Raw genomic sequence first — 24,880 nt, forward strand, 5'->3', positions numbered from 1 at the left:
AGCCTACGTGTTCCTCCACAGCACCGGTCATGGGTCCGCTGACAGCGAACAGACCCGTACGGCGGCCGCCACGGCGTCGTACCGGTCGGGCGACCGACACCGCCACCGGCGAGAAGCACGAGGGGCCGCGGTGCGCCCCGTGGTCGTCGACCATCGGAGGCACCGCGACCCCTCGGAGCAGGTCGGGCCTGCGTCAGTGCTGCGTCAGTGCGCGGACTCGTACGCCTCGCGCACCTCGGCCGACACGCGGCCGCGGTCCGGGACGTCCCAGCCGTTCTCGCGCGCCCAGTCACGGATCTCCTTGGCGCTGGGCCCGTCGCTGGCGGCGCTGCTGGCGCTGCTGCCGCCCGACGTACGGCGCGCGCGGCGCTGGCCGCCGGCCTTGCGGGCGTGCCCGACGTACGGCGAGAGCGCCTCGCGCAGCGCGGCCCCGTGCTCGTCGTTCAGGTCGATCTCGTAGGTCACCCCGTCGAGGCCGAACGTGATCGTCTCGGTGGCCTCGGAGCCGTCGATGTCGTCGACGAGCACGATGTGCACTTTCTGCGCCATGTCATTCCCTTTCGAGCATTTCGCGGCCCCTCGGACGGCATTCCCGTCCACGCGTCGGAAGAAAAAGTAGCAGCGCGAATACCCACCTCACAATCGACAGGACGAAAGCGATGATTCACGTCGGTGAATTCGATGCGTGGCGATACTGGTGAATCGTCATGACACCCAGCCGGTGCGCGACAAAAGGGTGAGTGCGGATGATCGCGAATTCGCCGGAATCGGGGCGCCGGGAGGGCTGGGCCATTCGCGGTAGGTCGCACCCGTGCGATGGGTATCCCCTACCGCGAAAGCCCGGGGGCAGCCGGTGATCGAGCATTCGCGGTACGTCGTACCCGTGCGACGGGTATCTCCTACCGCGAATGATCGACGTTGCAGAAGTGCCGGCTCGGCGCAGACGCGACAGCTCGGCGCACACCCGACAACTCGGCGCACACCCGACAACTCGGCGCACACCCGACAACTCGGCGCACATCCGACAACTCGGCGCACACCCGACAACTCGGCGCAGACCCGACAGCTCGGCGTCAGGCGTTGCGGCGGAACACCAGCTCGAGGCCGCGCAGGGTGAGCCACGGGTCGTGGAGCCCGATGCAGGCGCACTCGTCGCTGACGAGGCCCGCGAGGTAGCCGGTGGAGACGACGGTGAGGTCGTCGACCGTCACGCCGAGCTCGGCGGCGACGCGCGCGACGAGGCCCTCGACCTGGGCGAGCACGCCGAAGTAGAGGCCCGACTGCAGCGCCTCGACGGTGTTCTTCGCGATCACCGAGCGGGGACGGCCCAGCTCGACGCGGCGCAGCTGGGCCCCCCGGCGTCCCAGGGCCTCCGCGGAGATCTCGACGCCCGGGGCGATGAGGCCCCCGACGTACTGGCCCTTCGCGTTCACCACGTCGAGGGTGGTCGCCGTACCGAAGTCGACCACCACCACCGGTCGGCCCGGCTCGGCGTGGTGGGTGACGGCGGCGAGGGCGTTGACGATGCGGTCCGCGCCGACCTCGCGGGGGTTGTCCATCAGCACGGGCACGCCCGTCTTCACGCCGGGCTCGACGATCACGCTCGGCACGTCCGCGAGGTGGCGGCGCAGCATCTCGCGCCACTCGTGCAGCACCGTCGGCACCGTCGAGGCGATGGCGACGCCGGTGAGCGAGCGCAGTCCGTCCGGCAGCGACGCGGTCGAGCCGCCGCCGACGAGGGAGGAGAGGAGGGCGGCCCACTCGTCGGCGGTGCGGCGCTCGTCGGTCGCGACCCGCCAGTCGGCCAGCGGGGTGGCGCCGTCGAAGAGCCCGAGCACGGTGCGGGTGTTGCCGATGTCGACGCAGAGCAGGCGCGACCCGGCGGTCGGCGCCGGCAGGGGCACGCTCACGGGAGGTCCCGCAGGTCCAGTCCGAGGTCGAACACCGTCACGGAGTGGGTGAGCGCGCCGACCGAGATGTAGTCGACGCCCGTCTCCGCGACCTCGCGGGCCCGGCCGATCGTGAGGCCCCCGGACGCCTCGAGCGTCGCCCGACCGGCGGTGATCGCCACCGCCTCCGTCATCGTCGCGGCGCTCATGTTGTCGAGCAGCACCCAGCCGCACCCGGCGTCCAGCAGCAGCCGCAGCTCGTCGAGCGTCGTCACCTCGACGACGACGTGCAGGTCGGGGTACGCCGCGCGCACCGCCTCGTACGCCGGCACCACGCCGCCGGCGGCCACCACGTGGTTGTCCTTCACCATCGCCACGTCCGAGAGGCTGAAGCGGTGGTTGACGCCACCGCCGCAGCGCACGGCGTACTTCTGCAGCGCCCGCATGCCCGGCAGCGTCTTGCGGGTGTCGAGCACCTTCGCCCGCGTGCCCGCCAGCGCGTCGACCCACGCGGACGTGGCCGTCGCGACGCCCGAGAGGTGGCAGGCGTAGTTCAAGGCGACCCGCTCGGCCGTCAGCAGCCCGCGGGTCGGACCGGTCACGCTCATCACGGCGTCCCCCACCGCGACCCGCGTGCCGTCGGCGAGCCGGCCAGTCACCTCGACGTCGTCGCCGAGCACTGCCCGGAACGCCAGCTCCGCCAGGCCCAGGCCCGCCACGACGCCGGGCTCCCGGGCGCCGAAGTCGGCCGTGCCGCGCGCGTCGGGGCTGATCGTGGCGACGCTCGTGACGTCCTCGGTCGGCACGTCCTCGTGCAGGGCGGCGCAGACCGCGTCGTACGTCGCCCGCGGGTCGAGGCCCGCCGCGGCCAGCTCGTCGAGCAGCGGGGCGGGCAGCGCGTCGTACGACGTGAGCTCGAGGCCGGCGGGGGCCGAGGGGCGGGTGGGGGCCGGGGCGGTCACACGCCCTCCTTCGCGGTCGGGGCGTTCTCGGGGTCAGCGAGGTCGGTGGCGAGGTCGGTGGCGGGCGCCGGGCGGAACAGCACGTCGACGGCGCCGGTCTCGCCGAGCGTGACGTCGACGTGGCCGGCCCAGGCGGCGTCGTCGCGGTCGGGGTGGTCCTCGCGCCAGTGCGACCCGCGGGTCTCCCGGCGCAGCCCGGCCGCGGCGGCGAGGGCCGCGGAGACGGTGACGAGGTTGGTGGTCTCCCACGCGGCGAGCTCGGGGTCGACGTCGGCGGGGGCGGCGAGGGCGGCGAGCCGGGCCGCGGCCTGCGCCAGCCCGGACTCCGAGCGCAGCACCCCGACGAGGCCGGTCATCGTCTCCTGCAGGTCACGCCGTACGGCGGGGTCGACCACGCCCGAGGGCGACCCCGCGGGCTCGGGGGCGGCGTCGACGAGGGTCGTCCGCTCCAGGTCGGCGGGCAGCGCCTCGGCGATCCGACGCGAGAAGACGAGGCCCTCGAGCAGGGAGTTGGAGGCGAGCCGGTTGGCGCCGTGGACCCCCGAGCAGGCGACCTCGCCGGTGGCGTAGAGGCCCGGCACGCTGCTGCGCCCCCAGAGGTCGGTGGCGACACCGCCCGACGCGTAGTGGCAGGCCGGGGCGACGGGGATGAGGTCGGTGGCCGGGTCGACGCCGTACCGCTCGCAGGTGGCGAGGATCGTCGGGAACCGACGCTCCCAGAACCCCCGGCCGAGGTGGCGGGCGTCGAGCCAGACGTGCGGACGGCCGGTGGCGTGCATGCGGCGGGTGATGGCCTTGGCGACGACGTCGCGCGGCGCGAGGTCGGCCAGCTCGTGCTCGCCCTGCATGAACCGCTCCCCCGCGTCGTCGACGAGGAACGCACCCTCACCACGGACCGCCTCGGAGATGAGGGGCTGCTGGCCGCGGGAGTCGGGGCCGAGGTACATCACGGTCGGGTGGAACTGCACGAACTCGAGGTCGCGCAGCACCGCGCCGGCCCGCAGGGCGAGGGCCATGCCGTCGCCCGTCGAGACCGCCGGGTTCGTGGTCTGGCTGAACACCTGGCCGAGGCCGCCGCTGGCCAGCACGACCGCGCGGCAGCGCACCGCGCCGACCCCGCCCCGCTGGCCCTCGCCCATCACGTGGAGCGTGAGGCCGGCGACCGCGCGGCGTCCCTCGGCGTCGGGGGCTCCGAGCAGCAGGTCGACGGCGTGCGCGTGGTGGGCCACCTCGATCTCGGGGGCCGCCTCGACGGCCGCGACGAGCGCCCGCTGGATCTCCGCACCGGTGGCGTCGCCGCCGGCGTGGGCGATGCGGTCGCGGTGGTGGCCGCCCTCGCGGGTCAGCGACAGCTCGCCGTCGACGCCCTGGTCGAAGACCGCGCCGAGGGCGATCAGCTCGCGCACGGCGGCCGGGCCCTCCGTCACCAGCGCCCGGACCGCGTCGACGTCGCAGACCCCGGCGCCCGCGACGAGGGTGTCGAGCTCGTGCTCGGCGGGGCTGTCACCCGGCCCGAGGGCCGCGGCGATGCCGCCCTGGGCCCACTGGGTGGAGCCCGCGCTCAGCACGTCCTTCGTCACGACCATCACGGTGCCGACGCCGGCGGCGTGCAGCCGCAGCGCGGCCGTCAGACCGGCGATGCCGGAGCCCACGACCACCACGTCGGCGTACGTCGCCCACCCCGGCTCGGCGGCCGAGAGGCGGCGCGGCAGGGTCGGGCGGCGGACCGGGTCGGGCCCCGGTGTGGTGGTCATGGGGAGAAGTGTCGCGCAGGGGGTCAGCGACGGGCGAGCGTGTCGCCGCGCACCAGCCCCGAGCCCTCGATCGCCTCGGCCGGGTCGAAGCCCGTCGCGAGCACCTTGTTGTCGGCGTCGACGAAGACGACGCTCGGCTTGAACTCCTTCGCCTCCGCGGTCTCCATCTGCGCGTAGGCGATGAGGATGACCAGGTCGCCCGGCTGCACGAGCCGCGCGGCGGCACCGTTGATGCCGATCACGCCCGAGCCGCGCTCACCGGCGATCGTGTAGGTCTCGAGGCGCGCGCCGTTGGTGATGTCGACGATGTGCACCAGCTCGCCCGCGAGGAGGTCGGCCGCGTCGAGGAGGTCCTCGTCGACCGTCACGGAGCCGACGTAGTGCAGGTCGGCCTGGGTCACCGTCGCGCGGTGGATCTTGCTCTTCATCATCGTGCGGAGCATCAGAGGTTCTCCTCGCTCGGGGTGCCGAGAGTCGTGGTGGAGGTGGTCGGGACGGGACCGGGGGTGGTCGGGGGCGCGTGCAGCGCCAGGGGCGCGTTGTCGAGCAGGCGGGTGGTGCCGACGCGGGCGGCGAGGAGCACGCGGCCCTCGCGGCCGTCGAGCCCGTCCAGGTCCACCGCCGCCAGGTCGCGCTCGGTGGCGACGAGGTAGTCGACCTCGACGTCGGGCTCGTGCGCCAGCTCGAAGTGGGCCGCGGCGAGGGCCGCGGGCACGCCGTACGGCGCGTTGTCGGCCGCCGCGCGCAGCGCCCGCGACAGCACGAGGGCCTGCTGGCGCTGGTCGTCGGTGAGGTAGCGGTTGCGGGAGCTCAGCGCGAGGCCGTCGGCCTCGCGGGCCGTCTCCGCGCCCACGACCTCGACGCCCAGGCAGAGGTCGGCCGCCATCCGCTGGATCAGCGCGAGCTGCTGGTAGTCCTTCTGGCCGAAGACGGCGACGTCCGGGCGCACCAGGCCGAAGAGCTTCGCGACCACGGTGAGGACGCCCCGGAAGTGACCGGGACGGCTCGCGCCCTCCAGGGTCGTCGCGACGGGGCCGGGCTCGACCGTGACCTGGGGGTCGCCGCCCGGGTAGACCTCGTCGACCGCCGGGGCGAACACGACGTCGACGCCGGCAGCGGCGCAGACGTCGAGGTCGGTGTCGAGGGTGCGGGGGTAGCGGTCGAGGTCCTCGCCCTCGCCGAACTGCAGCGGGTTCACGAAGATCGACACGACGACGGCGCCGTCGTCGCCCACGTGGTCGCGGGCCACCCGCATCAGGCTCGCGTGCCCCGCGTGCAGCGCCCCCATCGTGGGCACGAACGCGACCCGGCCACCGCGCGCCCGCACGGCGGCGAGCTCGTGGCCGAGCGCCTCACGGGTCGGGGCCAGGGCCGGGGCGGTCAGCGTGGTCATCGGGTGGGCTCCTCGGTGGTGGTGGTCGTCGTGGTGGCGTCCTGGTTCTCCGTCGCGTCGAGCACCCGCAGCATCCGGGCCGCGCGGATCGGCAGGAGACGGCCGTCGGTGGTCGCGCGGTCGGTGGTCGCGCGGGCGAGCGCGACGTACGAGCCCAGCGCCTGGGGCGCCTCGGCGGCGATCTCGCCGAGGTGGGCCTCGACGGTGCCGACGTCGCCGCGGACCACGGGGCCGGTCAGGGCCGCGTCGCCGGAGCGCAGGGCGTTGTCGAGCGCCGCGGCGAGCAGCGGACGCAGCACGTCGGCGGGGTCGGCAGACCCGGCGGACTCCCCCTCCGGAGCGACCGCGGCCAGCATCTCCATCGCCTCGGCGACCAGGGTGACCAGGTGGTTCGAGCCGTGGGCGAGCGCGGCGTGGTAGAGCGCGCGGCGGTCCTCCGCGACCCGGACCGTGCGGCCGCCCAGGTCGGCGACGAGCCGGTCGGCGAGCGCCTGGCCGGCGGGGGCGGCGGTCACGCCGTACGCGCAGCCGCCCACGCGCGGCAGGTCGGTCGCCGTACCGGTGAAGGTCATGGCCGGGTGGAGCGCCACGGGGACGGCGCCGGTCTCGACCACGGAGGCGAGGGCGGCGAGGCCGTGGGCGCCGGAGGTGTGCACGACGTGCTGCCCCGGGCGCAGGGAGCCGCTGGCCGCCAGCATGCTGGCGACGTTGACGAGCATGTCGTCGGGCACGGTCAGCAGGAGCACGTCGCAGGCGCGGGCGACGGCGCTGGGCTTGTCGCGGGGGACGCCGGGCAGCAGGGCGTCGGCACGGCGCACGGAGGCGTCGGACTCACCGGCGACGGCCACGATCTCGTGGCCCGCGTCGGCGAGCGCGCGGCCGAGCACGGCGCCGACGCGACCGGCACCGACGATGCCGATGCGCAGGGCGGAGCAGGGCATGTCAGTCGACATGGGTCCGAACCTTTCGTTCCCGTCCCGCCGACCACCCCGCGAGCGGGGCCGGTGTGGGTACCGGACGTTGTCCTCGAACGTCGACCGGAGGGACCCGGTCGCTTGGTGCAACGGGAACGTTACGCCCGGGCTTCCCGACTGTGAACAGACCGCCCGGTGACGTGGGTCACGCGGCCGCCGCGGGCCCGTCCGGCGGGCGTCAGGCGGGGTCGTGGACGATGCGCAGCGGCCCGTCGTCGTCGACGATCCGGCTGTCGGAGGCCTCCGCCACGGCGTCGAGGGCGACGTCGGCGACGAGGTCGCGCGTGCCGTCGGGCACCACGCTCCCGTACGCCGGCCCCGGCACCCGCAGGCTGCCGGCCCGGGGGCGCGTGGCCCGCAGGTGGCACGGCTCGAGCGCGACCGCCGACCCACCGGGCCCGAGGTTGCGGACCACGTCGCGCCACGCGGCGTCGCGCGCCGTACCGACCTCGGCGCGCGCGCCGACGCCGACCTCCGCCACCGGCCACCACTCCTGGAGCCAGCGACCCACCTGCTGCGGCACGCTCATCTCGATGAGGCGGGCGCCGAGCCGCTCGCGGCCGCTGAGGGGGTCGACGTGCACGAGGCGGGGGTAGCCCTCGGTGTCGACCTGGACGACGTGGGTCGGGACGTGCGCCAGCCAGTCGCCCGCGAGCACGAGGCCGCCGAAGCCGGGCGGGAGGTCGAAGCGCACGGCGACGCCGGGCACGGCCCGGACGATCTCCGGGGTCAGGACGCCGACGGAGCCGAGGAGCACGAGCTCGCGCGGCGCCGCGTCGGTGACGACGCCGAGCACGTCGTCGCGCCGCTGCAGCAGCGACGGCGGGTGGGAGCGCAGGTAGCCGGAGGGCGCGCCGTACAACGCCGAGTCCCAGGCCTGCTTCCAGGACGGCTCGGTGGGCGGCGGCAGCCCCGGCATGCCGAGGTTGGTGGACATCCCGGTCGACCCTAGGCGCAGGTGGTCGTCGTCAGGAGACCGGGACGTCCCTGTGCCAGGACTGCGTCATGTACGACGTCGTCCAGCCCATCGACGTGTAGAGGCCGTCGGCGCCCGTCGGGGAGTCGGCGTCGACCTCGAGGCCGACCCGGTTGCGGTCGCGGACCGCGGCGTCGGCGATCACGGTGTTCAGCAGGCCCTTGGCCACGCCCCGGCCGCGCGCGTTGGAGAGCACGCCCAGGTAGTCGACGTAGCTGCCGTTCGGGCCGTCGTCGGACTCGCTCTCGGTCGCGACCAGCGCGCCCGCCGCGACCGGCTCGCCACCGGCCTCGTCGACGATCTCGGCGAGCCACCAGTGGTCCCAGCGGTGGCCCGGGTCCTGGCGCAGGCGGTGCACGAACTCGGCGAACGTCTCCTCGCGCGAGTTGAAGTGGTCGGTGAAGGCGCCCTCGAGCACCTCGTGCACGGCCCGCAGGTCGGCCTCGGCCGGCATGCCGTCACCCTCGCGACCGACGGCGCGGAAGACGACGCCGTTCTTCTCCCAGCGCTCCGGGTCGGGCACGAGCCCGGCCTCGTCGGGGGTCACCGGGCGGCTCATCTGCCACCAGGCGCGCACCCGGTCGAAGCCCGCACGACCGAGCCACGCGTGCTGGCGGGCGTCGTCGGCGAAGGCGCCGGTGTCGATCTGCTGGACGTCGAGGCCGCGGGCGGCGCCGACCTCGCGGGCCTGGCCCTCGGCCCACGTGAAGAGGACCTTCGCGCAGCGGGCGGCATCGCGGTGGTCGAGGTCGCGGGCGACGACGTGGAGGAAGAGCATGCGGCCGGCGGCGCGGTCGTGCACGCTGCCCCAGGCGACGATGCGGCCCTCGGCGTCGCGGATCACGACGTTGGCGCGGGTGCGGATCCCGACGTCGGAGACCTCCAGCAGCACGTCGTCACGACCGGACGACGGCCAGCCGCGGCCCGCCGTCTCGTGGGCGCGGAGCAGCGCGGTGAGCTGCTCGACGTCGGCCTCGACCGCGGGGTCGGCTCCCCCGACGACCCACCCGTCGGGCAGGTGGGGCTCCTCGTCGAAGATCTCGTCGGGGTCGGTCTCGAAACGGCTGTCCTCCGGGATCACCCGAGTGATTGTGCCCTAGTCGGCGTCCCGCCCGCCGCGCGCGGGGGTGGAGGGGGGCGGCGGCGGTTTAACCGCTCGAGCGGCGAAACCGCCACCTTGCGCCCTGAATTCAGAGCGTAAAGCGGCGGTTTATCCGCTCAGGCGGTTAAACGACGGGCCAGAGTGACCCCTGTGACTCGACCCCAGGTCGCTGCGGCGGGCGTCGTACGACGCCGGGTCAGGCGTGCTTGCGCAGGTTGACGGCCGTCTGCTCCCAGGCCGTCAGCTCGGCGCGGACGACGTCGAGCTCGTGCTCCAGCTCGGCCAGGCGCACGATCGCCTCGGCGGCGCGCTCCTCGGCGGCGCCGGCCTTCGAGCGGGCCGTGTCGCGCTCGGCGACGGCGGTGTCGGCACGACGCGACTCGGCCGTGGCCTTGCGCGTCAGCTCGACGACCTTCGACTGCGCGAGGCTCACCGCCTCCTCGAGCTCGCGGATCGCGACCTCGCGGGCGTCGAGCGCGGCGTCGCGGTCGGCGAGGCGGGAGGTCATGGAGGTCACGAACTCGGCGTTCTCCTCGGCGCGGCGGGCCGAGAGAGCGGTGAACTCCTTGGCCTGGGTCGCGCGGTCGGAGGCCGCGTCGCGGCGGGTGGTCATCAGCTCGCTGTGGGCGATGCGGAGAGCGGCGGCGCCCAGGAGGACGGCGACGGACGCGGCGACGGCGACAGCGACGAAGGAACCAGTGGGGACGGTGGCTGCGATCAGCAGCCCCGAGGCAACGATGAGTGCGGTGGCAACAGCGAAACGCGTGCTGCGCTGCCGACGACGAGCGTTGGGGGAAGCCATGGTGGTCACCCTAGGTGCGCGGATCGTCCGATCGGACGCGACACGCACGCTCCAGGAGCAGCGCCGTGACGGCCACCGCGGCCCCGGCGACGGCCGCGACCAGCCCGCGCAGCACCCGCTCCTGCGCCACCTGGGAGCCGACACCCAGCCAGCTGACCGCGTGGCCCAGGTAGCCGCCGGCCAGCAGCACGCCCACCAGCGCGCAGGCCCGGGCCAGTGCGAGCCGGTTCACGGCCTGGTGCGGGAGCAGGTCGACGGGGGCCCGCTGGACCGTGCGGCGGGTGGCGAACGCCGTACCGCCGAGGATGGCCGCAACCAGCACCAGCAGCAGGATCTGGGTCCAGCTCACCTCGGGCACCGACCACCCGGCGGCGCGCGCCACGCGGCGCAGCAGCCAGCCGCCCACCAGGCCGACGACCAGCCAGGCGGTCAGCAGGCCGGGAGGGGTGGGGCGCAGCCGGCCGGGCTGCTCGCCCGGGGTCGGACGGTCGTCGTCGTCCGCGTCGATGCGCGGGTGGTCGTCCCGGCTCATCCGACGCCTCGACTCATGCGCTCACTCGACGTCTCGGGAGGGCCCGAGGGTCAGGACGGGAGCTCCAGCGCGAGGTCGTCACGGCGACGCACGCCGTCGGAGCCGACCTTCGCGAGCAGCTCGGCGACGGTGCCGTAGTCGGGGATCTCGGCGTCGGGCTCGAGGTCGTACCAGGGCTGCAGCACGAACGCGCGCTCCGCGGCCCGGGGGTGCGGCAGGCGCAGCCAGTCCTCGTTGCTGCGACGGTCGCCGACCACGATGAGGTCGACGTCGAGCGTGCGCGGGCCGTTGAGCTCGGTGCGCTCCCGGCCGAAGGCGTCCTCGACGGCGAGGGCGCGGTCGACGAGGCGGCTCGCGGAGAGCGTCGTGTCGAACAGCACGACCGCGTTGAGGAACGTGTCGGAGCCCTCGGGCGCGCCCACCGGGTCGGTCTCGTAGACGCCGGAGACACCGGTGACCCACACGTCGGGGGTGTCGGCGAGCGCGTCGACGGCACCCTGCAGGTTCGCGAACCGGTCACCGAGGTTGGACCCCAGGGAGACGACGGTGCGTCGGATCGGACGCATCTCGCCGGTCAGCGTGTCGGCGTCGATGATGTTGGGGTTCGGCGTCTCGGTCACGCGTGGCCTCGTTTCCGCTCGATCGTCAGCGCGACGTCGGCAAACGCCGCAGGTATGGGTGCATCGGGCTTGTGGAGCGTCACCCTCGCCCATTCAACACGACCGACCAACAGACAGACGTCGGCTATCCGCTGGGCGACCACCTCGATGAGATCGACGGGATCTGACTCCACGGCGGTCTTCACCGCCATGGTGAGACTTCCGTAGTCGACGGTGTCGTGCAAGTCGTCGGACGCCGCCGCGGGACGCGTGGCGACCCCGAGCACGAGGTCGACCACGAACCGCTGACCCTCGCGGCGCTCGTCGGCGAACACCCCGTGGTGGGCGAAGCACTCGATGCCGCTGACGGCGAGCTGGTCGAGCTGGTCGAGGGGCTGGTCGGTCATGCGTCTCCTCCGGCTGGGGCGGCGGCACGGCGCCAGGCCGACCACACCGCCAGGGCGTCACGGGCGGCGCGCACGTCGTGCACCCGCAGGCACCACACGCCGGCGTCGGCGAGCAGCACCGAGAGGGCCGTCGTGCCGTGCTCGCGCTGGTCCACCGGTCGCAGGCCGTCCGGGCCGGCGAGGAGGTGGCCCAGGAACGTCTTGCGGCTGGCCCCGACGAGCAGGCGCTGCCCGAGCTCGTCGAAGGCGTCGAGGTGGGCGAGCAGCTCCCAGTTGTGGCCCGCGTCCTTCGCGAACCCCAGGCCCGGGTCGAGCACGAGCCGGTCGGGGGCCACCCCGGCCGCCAGCGCCGCGTCGCGCCGTACGCGCAGCTCGTCGACCACGTCGGCGACCACACCTCCCGGGTAGGTCGCGAAGGCGGTCATGCGGTCGCTGTGGGCCCGCCAGTGCATGGCCACGTACGTCGCGTCCGCCGCCGCGGCGACCTCGAGGATGCGGGGGTCGGCCAGCCCGCCGGAGACGTCGTTGACGATCGTGGCGCCCGCGGCGACGGCGGCCTCGGCGACCTCCGCGCGCATGGTGTCGACCGAGATCGGCACGCCGGCGCCGGACAGCTCGGTGATCACCGGGACGACCCGGTCGAGCTCCTCGGCGAGCAGCGGACGGGTCGCGCCGGGACGCGTGGACTCGCCGCCGATGTCGAGCACGTCGGCCCCGTCGGCGATCAGCGAGAGACCGTGGGCGACGGCCCGCTCGGCGTCGGCCCAGCGGCCGCCGTCGGAGAACGAGTCGGGGGTGACGTTGACGACGCCCATCACGAGCGGACGGGCGAGGAGGGTGGGCGGTCGCACCGGCACCGCCGGGCTCAGCCGCGAGGGCTGTGGATCAGGGCCATGGCCTCGGCGCGCGTGGCCGGGTTGTGCATGACGCCGCGCACCGCCGACGTGATGGTGCGCGCGCCGGCCTTGCGGACACCGCGCATGGTCATGCAGAGGTGCTCCGCCTCGATCACGACGACGCAGCCGCGCGGTTCGAGGATCGACATCAGCGAGTCGGCGACCTGGGTGGTGAGCCGCTCCTGCACCTGGGGGCGCTTCGCGAAGACGTCGACGAGGCGCGCCAGCTTCGACAGCCCCGTGATCTTGCCGCTGGCGGCCGGGATGTAGCCGACGTGGGCGACGCCCGTGAACGGCACCAGGTGGTGCTCGCACATGCTCCACAGCTCGATGTCGCGCACGAGCACCATCTCGTCGTGGCCGATGTCGAAGGTGGTCGTCAGCACGTCCTCCGGACGCTGCCGGAGGCCGCCGGTGACCTCGGCGTACGCCCGGGCCACACGGGCCGGGGTGTCCTTGAGGCCCTCGCGCTCCGGGTCCTCGCCCATCGCGTGGAGGAGCTCACGGATCGCCGCCTCGGCGCGCGCGTGGTCGAACTCGGGCACGTCGTGGGGGTCGGTGTCCGACACCGAGATCCGGTCGGTCACTGGACGCCCGGGTCGTGGACGTCGCCGCCCGAGCCGGGAGGCGTGATGATCGCCCCGCCGGTCGAGCTCGAGTCCTTCGTCATGTCGATGCCGTGGAGACGGGCACGCTCGCGGATGGCCTCGGGGATCTCGACAGGCGGGATCGTGGACGGCACGCGCGTGGCGGACCCGGTCCAGGCCGGGCGCACGGCACGCCGCCGGAGGGGCTCGAAGATCTGCGCGATCTCGGCCTTGTCGAGGGTCTCGCGGTCGAGCAGCGCCAGCACGAGGCTGTCGAGCACGTCACGGTTCTCCTCGAGGATGTCGAACGCCTCCTGGTGCGCGGTCGCCAGCAGCTTCTTCGTCTCGTCGTCGACCGCGGCCGCGACGTCCTCCGAGTAGTTGCGCTGGTGGCCCATGTCGCGACCCAGGAACGGCTCGCCGCCGGAGTCGCCGAGCTTGATGGCGCCGAGGCGCTCGGTCATGCCGTACTGCGTGACCATCGCCCGGGCCAGGCTCGTGGCCTTCTCGATGTCGTTGCCGGCGCCGGTGGTCGGGTCGTGGAAGACCATCTCCTCCGCCGCGCGACCGCCGAGCATGTAGGCGAGCTTGTCGAGCATCTCGCTGCGGGTCTGGGAGTACTTGTCCTCGTCGGGCAGCACCATCGTGTAGCCCAGCGCGCGACCGCGCGGCAGGATCGTGACCTTGTGCACGGGGTCGGTGCCCGGGAGCGCCGCGGCGACGAGCGCGTGGCCGCCCTCGTGGTAGGCGGTGATGAGCTTCTCGTTCTCGCTCATCAGGCGCGTACGGCGCTGCGGGCCCGCGATCACGCGGTCGATCGCCTCGTCGAGGCTCGCGTTCGTGATCAGCTTCTCGTTCTGGCGGGCGGTGAGCAGCGCGGCCTCGTTGAGGACGTTGGCCAGGTCGGCGCCGGTGAAGCCCGGCGTACGACGGGCGATCGACAGCAGGTCGATGCCCTCGACCATCGGCTTGCCCCGCGAGTGGACCTGGAGCACCTTGTGGCGGCCGTTGAGGTCCGGCGCGTCGACCTGGATCTGGCGGTCGAAGCGGCCCGGGCGCAGCAGGGCCGGGTCGAGCACGTCGGGACGGTTCGTGGCCGCGATCAGGATGACCCCGCCGCGCACGTCGAAGCCGTCCATCTCGACGAGGAGCTGGTTGAGGGTCTGCTCGCGCTCGTCGTGGCCGCCGCCCATGCCGGCGCCGCGGTGGCGACCCACCGCGTCGATCTCGTCGATGAAGACGATGGCCGGTGCGTTCTCCTTGGCCTGCTCGAAGAGGTCACGGACGCGGCTCGCGCCGACACCCACGAACATCTCGACGAAGTCGGAGCCGGAGATCGAGTAGAACGGCACGCCCGCCTCGCCGGCGACGGCGCGGGCGAGCAGGGTCTTGCCGGTTCCGGGCGGGCCGTAGAGCAGGACGCCCTTCGGGATCTTCGCGCCCACGGCCTGGAACTTCGCGGGCTCGGAGAGGAACTCCTTGATCTCGCCGAGCTCCTCGATCGCCTCCTCGCAGCCGGCGACGTCGCTGAAGGTCGTCTTCGGCATGTCCTTGGTGATGAGCTTCGCCTTCGACTTGGCGAACTGCATGACACCGCGGCCGCCACCGCCCTGCACCTGGTTCATCAGGAAGATGAAGAGCGCGATGATGATGACGAACGGCAGCAGGCTCACCAGCAGCGTGCCCAGGAGGCTCGGCTGGGGGTTCTCGGAGTTCGACTTCTCGATCGTGCCCTCGGCGACCTGCTCGTCGACCGCGGCGATGATGCCGTCCTGCTGGCCCTGCACGTAGTAGGCGACGATGTCGGGTCCGCCCTCGCGGTCGACGTCGTCGTCGAGGACGGCCTGGATCTCCTGGTCGCCGTCGACGAAGGTGATCTCCTTGACCTGGCCCTCGGCAATGTACTGCTCCATGCGGGAGGTCTCGACCTCGTCGGCCCCCGTCCCGGCGGACAGGAACTGCAGGCCGATCAGGACCGCGAGGACGGCGAGGATGATCCAGACCCACGGGCCCTTGAACAAACGCTTCACAGGCTTCTTCCACTTTGACGCGGCAGGTGTGCCGCGATCGCCGCGGCGCAGGGATGTCAGAGATCGAAACTACAGGTCCGCACCACACGGGGCAGGCTGTCGGGACATTGTGTCAGGCAGGCCCACGCGACGGTCGGCGTACCCGCGGACGCGCCCCGGACGCTCACGGACGCGCCCCGACGGCGCGCACCGGGGGTCAGGAGTAGACGTGCGGGGCGAGCGTGCCGATGCACCGCAGGTTGCGGTAGCGCTCCTTGTAGTCGAGGCCGTAGCCCACGACGAACTCGTTCGGGATGTCCCAGCCGACGTACTTCGGGCTGACGGGCATCGCGAGCGCCTCCGGCTTGCGCAGCAGCGTCGCGATCTCGACGCTGGCCGGTGCACGGCTCGAGAGGTTGGAGATCAGCCAGCTGAGCGTGAGGCCGGTGTCGATGATCTCGTCGACCACCAGCACGTGCTTGCCGGAGATGTCGGTGTCGAGGTCCTTGAGGATGCGCACGACGCCGCTCGACTTGGTGCCCGAGCCGTAGGACGACACCGCCATCCAGTCCGTCTCGACGTGGCGGGTGAGCGCGCGGGAGAGGTCGGCCATGACCATGATCGCGCCGCGGAGGACGCCGACGACCAGCAGGTCCTTGCCCGCGTAGTCCGCCTCGATCCGTTGCGCCATCTCGTCCAGCTTCGCGAGGATCTCCTCCTCGGTGAAGAGGATGTTGACAAGGTCCTTCTCGACTGACGACGCGTCCACGTCGCCAGCCTCCCACAGGCGCGGGGCGAGGGGTGGTCCGGGGCGGGCGGGGGTGCGCGCCGTACGGGCTGACGGGGCGGGGCGGGCGCTGGCGCCGTCTGGGCGCTGGCGGCAGTTTCGCCGCTCGAGCGGCGAAACTTCCTGCAGCGTGTCCCATTGGTGTCACCAGGTGGCACCAAGGGGACACACTCGCGATCCGGGGCGAGGCGGGCGCCGTACGACGACGGGTCGCGGTGGGAGCGCCCCGTCCACCCTGTCGCTCACACCGCACGGGCCCGGCCCCCGCCGTACGACGACGGGTCGCGGTGTCCGCGCCCCATCCGCCCTGTCGCTCACACCGCACGGGCCCGGCCCGCCCCGCACGGGGCCGGCCCGCGCCGTACGGGCGGGGCACCCACTTCTGCGGTGCTGCGGTGTCCGGGTGGGTGTCCTGCCACGTGTGCAGACACCCGGACACCGCGTTACACGGGGTCGGTGCGGCGGAACCGGAGGCGCCGCCCGGCGGGCGCGCCGGTGACGTACGACGTGAGGTGGCCCGGGAGCTGGGCCTCGCCGTGGGGTGCCGCCTCCATGAGGTGGCGGAGCGCCTGGACGTGGGTGGCGAAGAGGTCCGCGTCGAGGGCGCCCGCTCGGACGGCCGCCCGGCGCAGCACCCGGTCGGCGACGGCACCCGGCTCCGCCGCCAGGGCCGCGGCGTCGACCGCCACCCCGAGCCCCTCCCCCGTGACCGCCGCGAGCTCGAGCGCGTCGGCGTAGTGGTCGAGGGCGGCGAGGTCGGCCTGCAGCTGGTCGGCGGTGCGGGCGAGCGTGCGGCGTACCTGCGGGTTCAGCTCGGCCTCCAGCACCGGCAGCACCGCGTGCCGCACCCGGGAGCGGAGGAAGCGGGGGTCCGCGTTGTGGGGGTCGGTCCACCACGCGATGCCCTCGGCCGAGCACGCCGCCTCGGTCTGGGCGCGGGAGACGTCGAGCAGCGGTCGCGCGAACGGGTCGAAGGCGCGGCGCATGCCCGCGATCGAGCGTCCGCCGGACCCGCGGGCCAGGCCCAGCAGCACCGTCTCGGCCTGGTCGTCGAGCGTGTGGCCGAGCAGCACGCGCTCGGCGGAGAAGTGGGTCGCGACCTGCCCGAGCACGGCGTAGCGGGCCTCGCGGGCCGCCGCCTCGACGCCGTGGCCGTCGGCCTCGACCCGCACCCGCGCGGCGACCGTCTCGTCGACGCCCAGCGCCGCCATCTGCTCGACGACCCGGGCGGCGTGCTCGTCGGAGCCGTCCTGCAGGCCGTGGTCGACGGTCACCCCGACGACGCGGGTGCCGGTGGCGTCCCGCGCGCGGTGCGCCACGAAGACGGTGGCGGCGAGCAGCGCCAGGGAGTCCGCGCCCCCGCTGCAGGCGACCGCCACCACCGCCGGGCCGGCAGCGCCGGCGGACCCGTCCCGTCCCGTCGGCGCCAGCACCGGGCGTACGGCGTTGCGCACCGCCGCGACGGCGGGGTCGAGCGTCACGTCGACCTCAGCCGAGCACCCGCGCCACCCAGGCGTCGGGTTCGGTGATCTCGGCCTTGCTCGGCAGGGTCTGCGGGGAGGTCCAGATGGCGTTGAAGTCGTCCATGCCGACGCGGTCGACGACGGAGCGCACGAAGGCGGCGCCGTCGCGGTACTGCGCCATCTTGGCCTCGAGGCCCAGGAGCCGCCGCAGCTGGCGGTCGACGAAGCCGAGGCCCACGCGCCGGTCGTTGAAGGCGGCGCGGATGCGCTTCACCGTCGGGATGACCTTCGGCCCCACGCCGTCCATCACGACGTCGGCGTGGCCCTCGAGCAGCGACATCATGCCGGTGACCCGGTCGACGATCTCCTTCTGCTCGGGCGTGCCGATGATGTCGATCAGGCTGCCGCGCCCGCCGTTGCGGACGGCGGTGGCCACCCGGGAGAGGCCGTCCTCCAGCACCGAGCCCGGGTCGACCGTGCCGGCCAGCGCCGAGACCTGGTCGCGCAGGTGGTCGCGGAGCCACGGGACGGTCGTGAACTGCACCCGGTGGGTCTCCTCGTGGAGGCAGACCCAGAGGCGGAAGTCGCGGGGGCGCGCGCCGATGTCGTCGCCGATCTTCCAGATGTTCGGCGCCACGAGCAGCAGGCGGCCGTCGGGGGCGACGTCGGCGGGCGCGAACGGGTCGAACTGGCCGAGCACCTTGCCCGACAGGAAGCCCAGCAGCAGGCCGACCTCGGTGCCGGTCACGCGCGAGCCGATCGCCGTGCCCACGCCGCGCACCGGGCCCAGCGCCTGCGTCAGCACGTTCGACTCGCGCTTCGTGACCAGCTTCTCGACGAACGGGTCCATCAGCATCGCGAAGCTCTGGGCGTTCGCCTCGATCCAGCGGGCCCGGTCGACGACGAGCACCGGCGCGCTGTGGGGGCGGGCCGCCAGGCCCGTGAACTCCTGCACCAGACCCGTCGAGCGCTCGGCGTCGGCCCGCAGCGCGGCGACGGTCTCGGCGACGGCGTCGGCCGGTACGTCGGGCTCGGGCGGCGCGAGCCGGGCACCGATCCGCACCGCGAGGTCCCAGTCGATCATCCCGCCGCCGGAAGGCTCCTGCTCCGCTGCCGTCATGCTCGCGACCCTACGGCCAGCGCGGTCATCCGGTGGCGGCGTCGGCGGGGTCGGTGGACGCGAGGGCGGACGGCGGGTCCGACGGCGGGTCCGACGGTGTCGGCTCCGGCTCGCCCAGCGGGGTCGAGCAGACGCAGGCGGCGAGCGCGGCGGCGGCGCGGTCGATCGCTGCCCGGGCGTCGAGCCCGTCGGCCTCCCCCACCGCGTCGGCCACGAGCACGAAGCGCAGGGGCGTGCCCGTCGCGTCGTGCAGCACCCCCGCGAGGCCCTGGACGCCGGTGAGCGTGCCCGTCTTGGCGCGTACGTCGCCCAGCCCCGCCGGGTCGGCCGTGTCGAAGCGCCCGGCCAGCGAGCCGCTGAACCCGGCGACCGGCAGCCCCGTGAGCGCCGGCCGCAGCTCGGGGTGCTCCTCGGCCGCCGCCACCTCGACGACCCCGAGCAGGGTGGCGGCCGACAGTGCGTTCTCCCGCGACAGCCCGCTGCCGTCGCGCAGGACGTCGCCGCCGAGGTCGACGCCGAGACCGGCGAGCACCTCGCGCGTCGCCGCGGCCCCGCCCTCGAAGGAGGCGTCGCCCGCGACGGCCAGCCCGACGTGGTGGGCGAGCACCTCCGTCGTCTCGTTGTCGCTCACCGAGATCAGCCGCTCGACGATGTTCTCCAGCGGGGCGCTCTCGGCGGTGGCGAGCGGCTCGCCGTTGCCGCCGAGGCCGGCCGTCGGCTCGCCGACCACCTGGATGCCGGCCTCCGCCAGCGCGCCCGCGAACCACGCGGCCGCGTCGGCGGCGGGGTCCGCGACGACGTCGTCGGCGTCGTCGGCCGCCCGCCCGCGGTCGACCCACAGCGAGGTGATCGGCGCGACCACGTCGTCGGGCACGTAGTCGGCGGGCCAGAACGGGTTGACGGCCGGCCCGGTGAACAGCGACGCGTCGTACGCGACCTGCACGCTCGTGCGGCCCCGGGCCTGCAGCGCGGCGGCCGTCTCCGTCGCCAGGGTGCGCAGGTCGGCGCGGATCGGCACGCGCGACGCCGCGGAGCCCGCCTCGACCGGCTCGCGGGCGAGGTAGGGATCGCCACCGCCGACGAGCACGACCCGGCCGGGTGCGTCCGCACCCGCCGCGGGGTCGGTGCCGTCGACGACGGAGGTGGTGAAGGTGTGGTCGCCGCCGAGCGCCTCGAGCGCGGCGACCGAGGTGAGGAGCTTGGTGGTGGACGCCGGGGTAACCCGCTCGGGCCCCGCGACGTACGTCTGCTGCCCCGACGTCGTCGCGTCGTCGGCGTCGAGCGGGGCGACCCCGACGAGGATGCGGCCCGCCAGCACCGGGTCGGCCAGCCAGGGCGTCAGCGCCGCCGCGACCGCCGCGGTGTCGACCACCGCACCGTCGGCCGCGGAGACGTCGAGGAGCGGGCTCGGGTCGGTGATCGAGGGCACCTCGAGGCCGGGCGGAGGCGCCACGGCGGCGGGATCGGTGGACGGGTCGGGCGACTCCCCCGTCACCCACCGGTCGACCAGGTCGAGGCGCCAGACGGCGAGTCCGGCGCCCGCCACGACGACCAGGACCAGCACGACGGGCAGCAGAACCTTTCGGCCCCGCCTGCGACGAGCCCCACGTGGCACCTAGGATCACCCCTGTTCGTACGGTCCGCGCCATTGTGCGCGACCGCACCGACACCCCGCACCTCGGCCCACCGGGCCACCGCAGCACCCGGCACCACGCCGGTGATCCACCCCGATACGACCTAAAGACAACGACCGCACCGCTGCGGTCAGACGTGGGAGGCAGAAGCCGTGCTGGAGTTCGACGTACTCGTGGAGATCCCCAAGGGCGAGCGCAACAAGTACGAGGTGGACCACCACAGCGGTCGCCTGCGCCTCGACCGGACGCTCTTCACGTCCACGCAGTACCCGGCCGACTACGGCTTCATCGAGAACACCCTCGGTCAGGACGGCGACCCGCTCGACGCGATGGTCATCCTCCCGGTGCCGACGTTCCCGGGCTGCCTCATCAAGTCCCGCGCGATCGGGATGTTCCGCATGACCGACGAGGCCGGCGGCGACGACAAGGTGCTGTGCGTGCCCGCCGGCGACCCGCGCGTCGACCACCTCAAGGACCTCGGCGACGTCTCCAAGTTCGACCTGCTCGAGATCCGCCACTTCTTCGAGGTCTACAAGGCGCTCGAGCCCGGCAAGTCCGTCGAGGGCGCCGACTGGGTCGGCCACACCGAGGCCGAGGCGGAGATCAAGGCGTCGTTCCAGCGCTACTCCGACAACGGTCACAAGTACTGAGCAGCACCCCGCTCCACCGCCGCTGCCCCCGGGTCCTCCCGGGGGCAGCGGTGTTTGTGGGCGCAGGACGAGGGGCACAGACGTCGCCGTGAGCTTCCACGTCGAGACCGGTGCGCTGCGCAGCGTGGGCGACGACCTGCGCGCGATGGCGGCCGCGATCCCCGCGGCCCTGACCTACGCCGAGACCCACGTCCGGGCTCCGACCGGGGGCGTCACCTTCGACAACATCGTCGCCGAGCTCGACCGGGCGCGGGCCGACCTCCAGGCCGCGTACGCCGGGAGCGGCCCCGTGCAGTCCTACCTCCAGGGCGCGGGCGACGCGCTGGGGGCGAACGCCGACGACTACGACGCCACCGACCTCGCGCAGCGCGCCCAGTTCGACGCACTCCTCGACGGGTCGCCGCCGCCGGACGCCGGCTACGGCTTCGACGCCGACGGCGAGACGGCCGGGATCACCACCGCCGACCTCAGCGCCGAGCTCGCCCCGCCCGGTGACTTCTTCGAGGGCCTCGACGTCTGGCGCGCGATCCTCGACAACACCAGCTACGTCGTCAGCCTCACCTGGGCCATCGACGGGCTCCTGCAGATCCCGCTGTTCGCCCACCTGCCCTCCCCGACCCAGGGCCTGCGCGACACCTTCGACGGCGACTGGACGACGATCGGCACCGCGTCGCTCTCGCTGGCCGAGCTCAAGGACTTCTTCGAGCGCGCCGAGGCCGAGGTCGCCGCCTCCGTGCTCGCGCTCCAGCCGCACTGGAGCGGCAACGCGGCCGACGCGGCGTACACCTCGCTCTCGGGCTTCTGCGAGGTGCTCGCCTCCCACCAGAGCGACCTCGGGCGCACCTCGAACGGCTTCCACGGCTTCGCGATGGGCATGCGGTTCCTCACCGACGCGCTCTGCGAGCTCATCGACTGGGCCGTCGGCGTGTTCATCGAGTGGATCGGCTTCGACCCCGAGGACATCCTCAACGCGATCCGGCGGGGCTCGAGCCAGACGCTGAAGTGGATCTTCGCGGTCGCCAAGGCGATCGACCTGATCTTCCTCATCATCGACCTGGTCTTCGCGCTCGTCGCGGTCTTCCCGCTCACGCTCGGCCAGATCGACACCTACCCGGGCCTCGCGATCCCCGACGGCGCCTCCACCACCTACACGCCCTCGGACGTGGACGGCCCGTGAGGCGCGCCGACGACGAGTGGCGCAGCCCGCTCGCCCGGGAGCTGCCGGCCCGCACGGACCCGCTGCCGGCGCCGCCCCGCACCGACGTCCGGGCGGTCACCGCCTACGCGACGGACCACCTGCCGCGGCTGCTGGCCGGCTTCCGCTCCGAGGCCGGACGACTGTCGCGCTTCGACTCCCCCGTCCCGGGTGCCCCGCGCCGCACGCTGGACGTCACGGCCGAGGTGCTGCGCCGCAGCGACGACGAGACCCTCCACGACCTCGCGGCCGCCGTACGACGCGGGACCGCCGACGAGCGCGACCTGCGCCGCCACCCCGAGTTCGGGCGGGTGCTGCGGGAGATCGCGGCCGAGCGGGCGGCGGCGTACGACGCCCTCGCTCAGGACGCGCGCCGACCCCGGAAGTAGCCGATCGCGCCGCTCGTCGTGACCTCGAGGTCGACGACGCCGTCGGCGGCGGCCCAGCGCCGTACGTCGTCGCTCGAGCACAGCGGGCCCAGCAGGCCGGAGAGCCGACCCAGCCGGCGCAGCGGCTCGAACCGCAGCCCGGAGTCGGTGAGCACCGCGCTGCCGACCAGCTCGCCGCCCGGCGCCAGCACGCGGGCCATCTCGGCGAACGCGGTGCGGGGGTCGGGGAAGCAGTGCAGCCCGGTGAAGCTGACGACCCGGTCGAACGCCCCGTCGTCATAGGGCAGGGCCGCGACGTCGGCGACGACCCCGGTGACCTGGTCGGCGACGCCGAGCCGCTCGGCGGTACGGCGGGTCCGCTCCAGCATCGCCGGGGCGATGTCGACGGCCTGGTAGTCGACGCCCTGCCCGGGACGCAGCCCGCGCAGCGCCACCCCCGAGCCGCACGGCACGTCGAGGACGCGCGAGCCCTCCGGCAGCCGGCCCGTGCCGTCGGCCACGTCGAGCAGCAGCCGCAGGTCGGAGCCGACCGCGAGGCGCCAGCCGAGCGCGCCGTACGCCGGGTGGTCGACCGACCAGCTGTAGACGTGCGCCCACGCCGGGTCACCGTCCCATCCGCCCGCGAGCGAGCGGAGGCGGGCGAGCGGACGGCGGACCACGGTCAGGCCTCGGCGGCGACGACCACGGGGCCGAGGAGGTCGGGGGCGCGGAGGATCTCCGGGGGCACGCCGAACGCGTCGACGAGGTCGCCGGCCAGCGGGCGGAGCTTGCGGCAGAGGTCGCCGACCTCCCGCGTGATGGCCTTCGAACGGGCCGCGGTCATGCGGCCGTGCTCGAGGAACCAGGCCCGGTCGCCCTCGATGGTCGACAGCGCGTGCAGGTCGACGAGCAGGTTGAGCGCGACCTTCTCGTCGCCCTCGGGCACCTGGTCGACGGCCGCGATGAACGCCTCCAGCACGACGCGGTCGACGTGCGCGCGGGCCGCGGCGATGACGTGGTCCTGCACGCGGGAGAAGACCGCGCCCGGGTTCTCGCCGTCGTCGACGCCGCGCTTGAGGCGGCGCGCGGCCGACGAGATGATCTGCTCCTCGCGGTAGCGCAGCATCGCGAGCTGGTAGGCGGGGTCGAGCAGGCCGGCCTCGGAGTCCCAGTCGTCGCCGCCCGGCAGCAGGTCGCGGACCCGCTCGAAGAGCTGGTGGGCCCGGGTGCGCTTCACGAGCTCGTCGAGCGTGATACCGGCGATGAGGCGCACCATCTCGAACTGGTCGGCGTCCTGGAAGTCGCCGGCGTAGTCGGTGAGCAGGCCCTTCGCCACGAGCTGGAACAGCACGTGGTTGTCGCCCTCGAAGGTCGTGAAGACGTCGGTGTCGGCCTTCAGCGCCGCGAACCGGCTGGCGGCCAGGTAGCCGGCGCCGCCGCACGCCTCGCGGCACTCCTGGATGGTGCGGGTCGCGTGCCACGTGCCGGCCGCCTTCATGCCGGCGGCCGCCGACTCGAGCGAGCGGCGGGCCAGCCCGTTGTCCTTGTCGTCTCCCCCGTCGGTCGAGAAGACCTCGTGCAGCTGGCGGGTGACGTCGGCCTGCGCGAAGTGCATCGCGTACGTCGACGCGAGCAGCGGCAGGAGCCGGCGCTGGTGCATGCCGTAGTCGAGCAGCAGCTGCTCCGACTCCTTGGAGCTGGCCTCGAACTGGCGGCGGCGCTCGGCGTACCTCACCGCGAGGACCATCGCGACCTTGCTGGCGTTGATCGCGCCGCCACCGACGCTCACGCGGCCCTGGACGAGCGTGCCGATCGTGGTGAAGAACCGACGGCCCGGGCTCTCGATCTCCGAGCTGTAGACGCCCGCGGCGGAGACGTCGGCGAAGCGGTTGAGCAGGTTCTCGCGCGGGATGCGCACGTCGTCGAACCACAGCCGGCCGTTGTCGACGCCGTTGAGGCCCATCTTGTGGCCGCAGTCCTCGATGCGCACGCCGGGCGCCGGCACGAGGTCGCCCGCGTCGTCGCGCACCCGGATCGGCACCAGGAAGGCGTGCACGCCCTGGCTCTCGCCACCGATGTGCAGCTGGGCGAACACGACGGCGAGCTCGCCGTGGGTGGCGGCGTTGCCGATGTAGTCCTTGCGGGCCGCGTCGTGCGGGGTGCGGACGACGAACTCGTCGGTGCCCACGTCGTACGTCGCGGTGGTCGCCAACGCCTGGACGTTCGAGCCGTGGCCCGACTCCGTCATGGCGAAGCAGCCCAGCGTGCGGCCGTGGATGATGTCGGAGAGGTGGGCGTCGTGGTGCCGCTTCGTGCCCAGCTGCAGCACCGCGCCGCCGAAGAGGCCGAACTGGACGCCGACCTTGACGAGCACGGAGAGGTCGCCCATCGCGAGGGTCTCGAACGCCGCGATCGAGGCGCCGACGTCGCCGCCCCCGCCGTACTCCTCGGGGAAGCCGAAGCCCGTCTGCCCGGTCTTCGCCATCTCCTGCACGATCTCGAGCACGCGCTCGCGGAACTCGGGGCCGGTCATGGTCTCGGCGTCCTCGAGCACGCCCGCGTACTCCGCCAGGTTCGTGCGCACGAGGTCGCGGACCTCGGCGTAGCGGCCGTCGAGGATGCGGGTCAGCACCGGCACGTCGACCGTCGGCTGGACGTAGCCGGAGGTCCCGGCGCGGTCGGCGCGGCCGGCGTGGTCGGACCGGTCGGCGGCCGCGGCGGGGCCGTCGGCGTCGTCGGTGGAGGTGGACAGCTCGGGGGCGACCGTGTCGGACATGCCGC

General features: G+C 73.9%; 25 protein-coding genes. 3 read left to right on the forward strand and 22 right to left on the reverse strand.

Annotated features, from left to right (window positions below):
- Nucleotides 1-204: 204 nt before the first annotated feature.
- The 20 genes from K329_RS0116810 to dacB all read right to left on the reverse strand — a co-directional run bounded on the left by K329_RS0116810 (nt 205) and on the right by dacB (nt 19,816).
- Nucleotides 205-549 (reverse strand): histone-like nucleoid-structuring protein Lsr2, encoded by a 345-nt coding sequence (locus K329_RS0116810; protein ID WP_028473964.1) that lies wholly within the window; start codon nt 547-549, stop codon nt 205-207.
- A 524-nt stretch (nt 550-1,073) separates the two neighbouring features.
- Complete coding sequence (locus tag K329_RS0116815; RefSeq protein ID WP_245596586.1) at nt 1,074-1,910, reverse strand: type III pantothenate kinase; 837 nt, start codon at nt 1,908-1,910, stop codon at nt 1,074-1,076.
- Complete coding sequence (nadC, locus tag K329_RS0116820) at nt 1,907-2,785, reverse strand: carboxylating nicotinate-nucleotide diphosphorylase (RefSeq protein WP_028473966.1); 879 nt, start codon at nt 2,783-2,785, stop codon at nt 1,907-1,909. The genes K329_RS0116815 and nadC overlap by 4 nt, the downstream gene beginning before the upstream one ends.
- 62 nt (nt 2,786-2,847) lie before the next feature.
- Nucleotides 2,848-4,605: an L-aspartate oxidase gene (locus tag K329_RS0116825; RefSeq protein WP_052337026.1), complete on the reverse strand. Its 1,758-nt coding sequence runs from the start codon at nt 4,603-4,605 to the stop codon at nt 2,848-2,850.
- A gap of 23 nt (nt 4,606-4,628) precedes the next feature.
- Nucleotides 4,629-5,048, reverse strand: a complete 420-nt coding sequence (gene panD / locus K329_RS0116830) for an aspartate 1-decarboxylase (protein ID WP_028473968.1) — start codon at nt 5,046-5,048, stop codon at nt 4,629-4,631.
- Complete coding sequence (gene panC, locus K329_RS27475; RefSeq protein ID WP_052337027.1) at nt 5,048-5,998, reverse strand: pantoate--beta-alanine ligase; 951 nt, start codon at nt 5,996-5,998, stop codon at nt 5,048-5,050. The genes panD and panC overlap by 1 nt, the downstream gene beginning before the upstream one ends.
- The gene (locus K329_RS0116840) at nt 5,995-6,951 is read right to left on the reverse strand and encodes a Rossmann-like and DUF2520 domain-containing protein (protein ID WP_052337028.1); all 957 of its coding nucleotides are present in this window, start codon (nt 6,949-6,951) and stop codon (nt 5,995-5,997) included. The genes panC and K329_RS0116840 overlap by 4 nt, the downstream gene beginning before the upstream one ends.
- Nucleotides 6,952-7,150: 199 nt before the next feature.
- The gene (locus K329_RS29735; protein WP_052337029.1) at nt 7,151-7,909 is read right to left on the reverse strand and encodes a hypothetical protein; all 759 of its coding nucleotides are present in this window, start codon (nt 7,907-7,909) and stop codon (nt 7,151-7,153) included.
- A gap of 31 nt (nt 7,910-7,940) precedes the next feature.
- Nucleotides 7,941-9,029 carry a GNAT family N-acetyltransferase gene (locus tag K329_RS0116850; protein WP_211225896.1) on the reverse strand — a complete coding sequence of 363 codons (1,089 nt, stop codon included), beginning with the start codon at nt 9,027-9,029 and terminating at the stop codon, nt 7,941-7,943.
- Nucleotides 9,030-9,246: 217 nt separating this feature from the next.
- Nucleotides 9,247-9,852, reverse strand: a complete 606-nt coding sequence (locus tag K329_RS0116855) for a hypothetical protein (RefSeq protein WP_043644494.1) — start codon at nt 9,850-9,852, stop codon at nt 9,247-9,249.
- A 10-nt stretch (nt 9,853-9,862) separates the two neighbouring features.
- Nucleotides 9,863-10,384 (reverse strand): DUF3180 domain-containing protein, encoded by a 522-nt coding sequence (locus K329_RS0116860; protein ID WP_084541401.1) that lies wholly within the window; start codon nt 10,382-10,384, stop codon nt 9,863-9,865.
- Nucleotides 10,385-10,434: 50 nt separating this feature from the next.
- On the reverse strand, nt 10,435-11,004 hold the full coding sequence (gene folK, locus K329_RS0116865) for a 2-amino-4-hydroxy-6-hydroxymethyldihydropteridine diphosphokinase (RefSeq protein ID WP_028473973.1): 570 nt from the start codon (nt 11,002-11,004) through the stop codon (nt 10,435-10,437).
- Nucleotides 11,001-11,390, reverse strand: coding sequence for a dihydroneopterin aldolase (gene folB / locus K329_RS0116870; RefSeq protein WP_028473974.1), 390 nt, complete (start codon nt 11,388-11,390; stop codon nt 11,001-11,003). The genes folK and folB overlap by 4 nt, the downstream gene beginning before the upstream one ends.
- Nucleotides 11,387-12,205, reverse strand: coding sequence for a dihydropteroate synthase (gene folP, locus K329_RS27485; RefSeq protein WP_084541551.1), 819 nt, complete (start codon nt 12,203-12,205; stop codon nt 11,387-11,389). The genes folB and folP overlap by 4 nt, the downstream gene beginning before the upstream one ends.
- A 50-nt stretch (nt 12,206-12,255) precedes the next feature.
- A complete protein-coding gene (gene folE / locus K329_RS0116880; protein WP_281169833.1) occupies nt 12,256-12,831 on the reverse strand; it encodes a GTP cyclohydrolase I FolE in 576 nt (191 codons plus the stop codon).
- A gap of 38 nt (nt 12,832-12,869) precedes the next feature.
- Nucleotides 12,870-14,903, reverse strand: a complete 2,034-nt coding sequence (ftsH, locus tag K329_RS0116885; protein WP_028473976.1) for an ATP-dependent zinc metalloprotease FtsH — start codon at nt 14,901-14,903, stop codon at nt 12,870-12,872.
- 196 nt (nt 14,904-15,099) lie between these two features.
- Nucleotides 15,100-15,651, reverse strand: a complete 552-nt coding sequence (hpt, locus tag K329_RS0116890; protein WP_028473977.1) for a hypoxanthine phosphoribosyltransferase — start codon at nt 15,649-15,651, stop codon at nt 15,100-15,102.
- A 461-nt stretch (nt 15,652-16,112) separates the two neighbouring features.
- Complete coding sequence (tilS, locus tag K329_RS0116895; protein ID WP_028473978.1) at nt 16,113-17,150, reverse strand: tRNA lysidine(34) synthetase TilS; 1,038 nt, start codon at nt 17,148-17,150, stop codon at nt 16,113-16,115.
- A 7-nt stretch (nt 17,151-17,157) separates the two neighbouring features.
- The gene (locus tag K329_RS0116900) at nt 17,158-18,252 is read right to left on the reverse strand and encodes a zinc-dependent metalloprotease (protein WP_245596587.1); all 1,095 of its coding nucleotides are present in this window, start codon (nt 18,250-18,252) and stop codon (nt 17,158-17,160) included.
- A gap of 25 nt (nt 18,253-18,277) precedes the next feature.
- Complete coding sequence (dacB, locus tag K329_RS27490) at nt 18,278-19,816, reverse strand: D-alanyl-D-alanine carboxypeptidase/D-alanyl-D-alanine endopeptidase (RefSeq protein ID WP_052337030.1); 1,539 nt, start codon at nt 19,814-19,816, stop codon at nt 18,278-18,280.
- Between the two features lie 225 nt (nt 19,817-20,041).
- On the opposite strand from dacB, the gene K329_RS0116910 reads away from it, so the two are divergent.
- The 3 genes from K329_RS0116910 to K329_RS0116920 all read left to right on the forward strand — a co-directional run bounded on the left by K329_RS0116910 (nt 20,042) and on the right by K329_RS0116920 (nt 22,120).
- On the forward strand, nt 20,042-20,536 hold the full coding sequence (locus K329_RS0116910; protein ID WP_028473980.1) for an inorganic diphosphatase: 495 nt from the start codon (nt 20,042-20,044) through the stop codon (nt 20,534-20,536).
- 88 nt (nt 20,537-20,624) lie between these two features.
- A complete protein-coding gene (locus K329_RS0116915; RefSeq protein WP_028473981.1) occupies nt 20,625-21,713 on the forward strand; it encodes a hypothetical protein in 1,089 nt (362 codons plus the stop codon).
- Nucleotides 21,710-22,120 carry a hypothetical protein gene (locus K329_RS0116920; RefSeq protein WP_028473982.1) on the forward strand — a complete coding sequence of 137 codons (411 nt, stop codon included), beginning with the start codon at nt 21,710-21,712 and terminating at the stop codon, nt 22,118-22,120. Before K329_RS0116915 ends, K329_RS0116920 begins: the two co-directional genes overlap by 4 nt.
- Here the strand turns inward: K329_RS0116920 and K329_RS27495 are convergent.
- Together K329_RS27495 and K329_RS27500 are read right to left on the reverse strand one after the other, a co-directional pair.
- The gene (locus K329_RS27495) at nt 22,093-22,779 is read right to left on the reverse strand and encodes a class I SAM-dependent methyltransferase (RefSeq protein ID WP_052337031.1); all 687 of its coding nucleotides are present in this window, start codon (nt 22,777-22,779) and stop codon (nt 22,093-22,095) included. The genes K329_RS0116920 and K329_RS27495 overlap by 28 nt on opposite strands.
- 2 nt (nt 22,780-22,781) lie before the next feature.
- On the reverse strand, nt 22,782-24,875 hold the full coding sequence (locus K329_RS27500; RefSeq protein ID WP_084541403.1) for an acyl-CoA dehydrogenase family protein: 2,094 nt from the start codon (nt 24,873-24,875) through the stop codon (nt 22,782-22,784).
- Nucleotides 24,876-24,880: the final 5 nt, after the last annotated feature.

The organism is Nocardioides alkalitolerans DSM 16699 (genome assembly GCF_000426525.1).
Lineage (GTDB): Bacteria > Actinomycetota > Actinomycetes > Propionibacteriales > Nocardioidaceae > Nocardioides > Nocardioides alkalitolerans.

What these genes read in the sequence shown, in the direction of transcription:
- K329_RS0116810 (WP_028473964.1), bottom strand. Translation starts at nt 549, where the DNA reads ATGGCGCAGAAAGTGCACATCGTGCTCGTCGACGACATCGACGGCTCC.
- K329_RS0116825 (WP_052337026.1), bottom strand. Translation starts at nt 4,605, where the DNA reads ATGACCACCACACCGGGGCCCGACCCGGTCCGCCGCCCGACCCTGCCG.
- panD (WP_028473968.1), bottom strand. Translation starts at nt 5,048, where the DNA reads ATGCTCCGCACGATGATGAAGAGCAAGATCCACCGCGCGACGGTGACC.
- panC (WP_052337027.1), bottom strand. Translation starts at nt 5,998, where the DNA reads ATGACCACGCTGACCGCCCCGGCCCTGGCCCCGACCCGTGAGGCGCTC.
- K329_RS0116840 (WP_052337028.1), bottom strand. Translation starts at nt 6,951, where the DNA reads ATGTCGACTGACATGCCCTGCTCCGCCCTGCGCATCGGCATCGTCGGT.
- K329_RS29735 (WP_052337029.1), bottom strand. Translation starts at nt 7,909, where the DNA reads ATGTCCACCAACCTCGGCATGCCGGGGCTGCCGCCGCCCACCGAGCCG.
- K329_RS0116855 (WP_043644494.1), bottom strand. Translation starts at nt 9,852, where the DNA reads ATGGCTTCCCCCAACGCTCGTCGTCGGCAGCGCAGCACGCGTTTCGCT.
- K329_RS0116860 (WP_084541401.1), bottom strand. Translation starts at nt 10,384, where the DNA reads ATGAGCCGGGACGACCACCCGCGCATCGACGCGGACGACGACGACCGT.
- folB (WP_028473974.1), bottom strand. Translation starts at nt 11,390, where the DNA reads ATGACCGACCAGCCCCTCGACCAGCTCGACCAGCTCGCCGTCAGCGGC.
- folP (WP_084541551.1), bottom strand. Translation starts at nt 12,205, where the DNA reads ATGGGCGTCGTCAACGTCACCCCCGACTCGTTCTCCGACGGCGGCCGC.
- K329_RS0116900 (WP_245596587.1), bottom strand. Translation starts at nt 18,252, where the DNA reads ATGACGGCAGCGGAGCAGGAGCCTTCCGGCGGCGGGATGATCGACTGG.
- K329_RS27500 (WP_084541403.1), bottom strand. Translation starts at nt 24,875, where the DNA reads ATGTCCGACACGGTCGCCCCCGAGCTGTCCACCTCCACCGACGACGCC.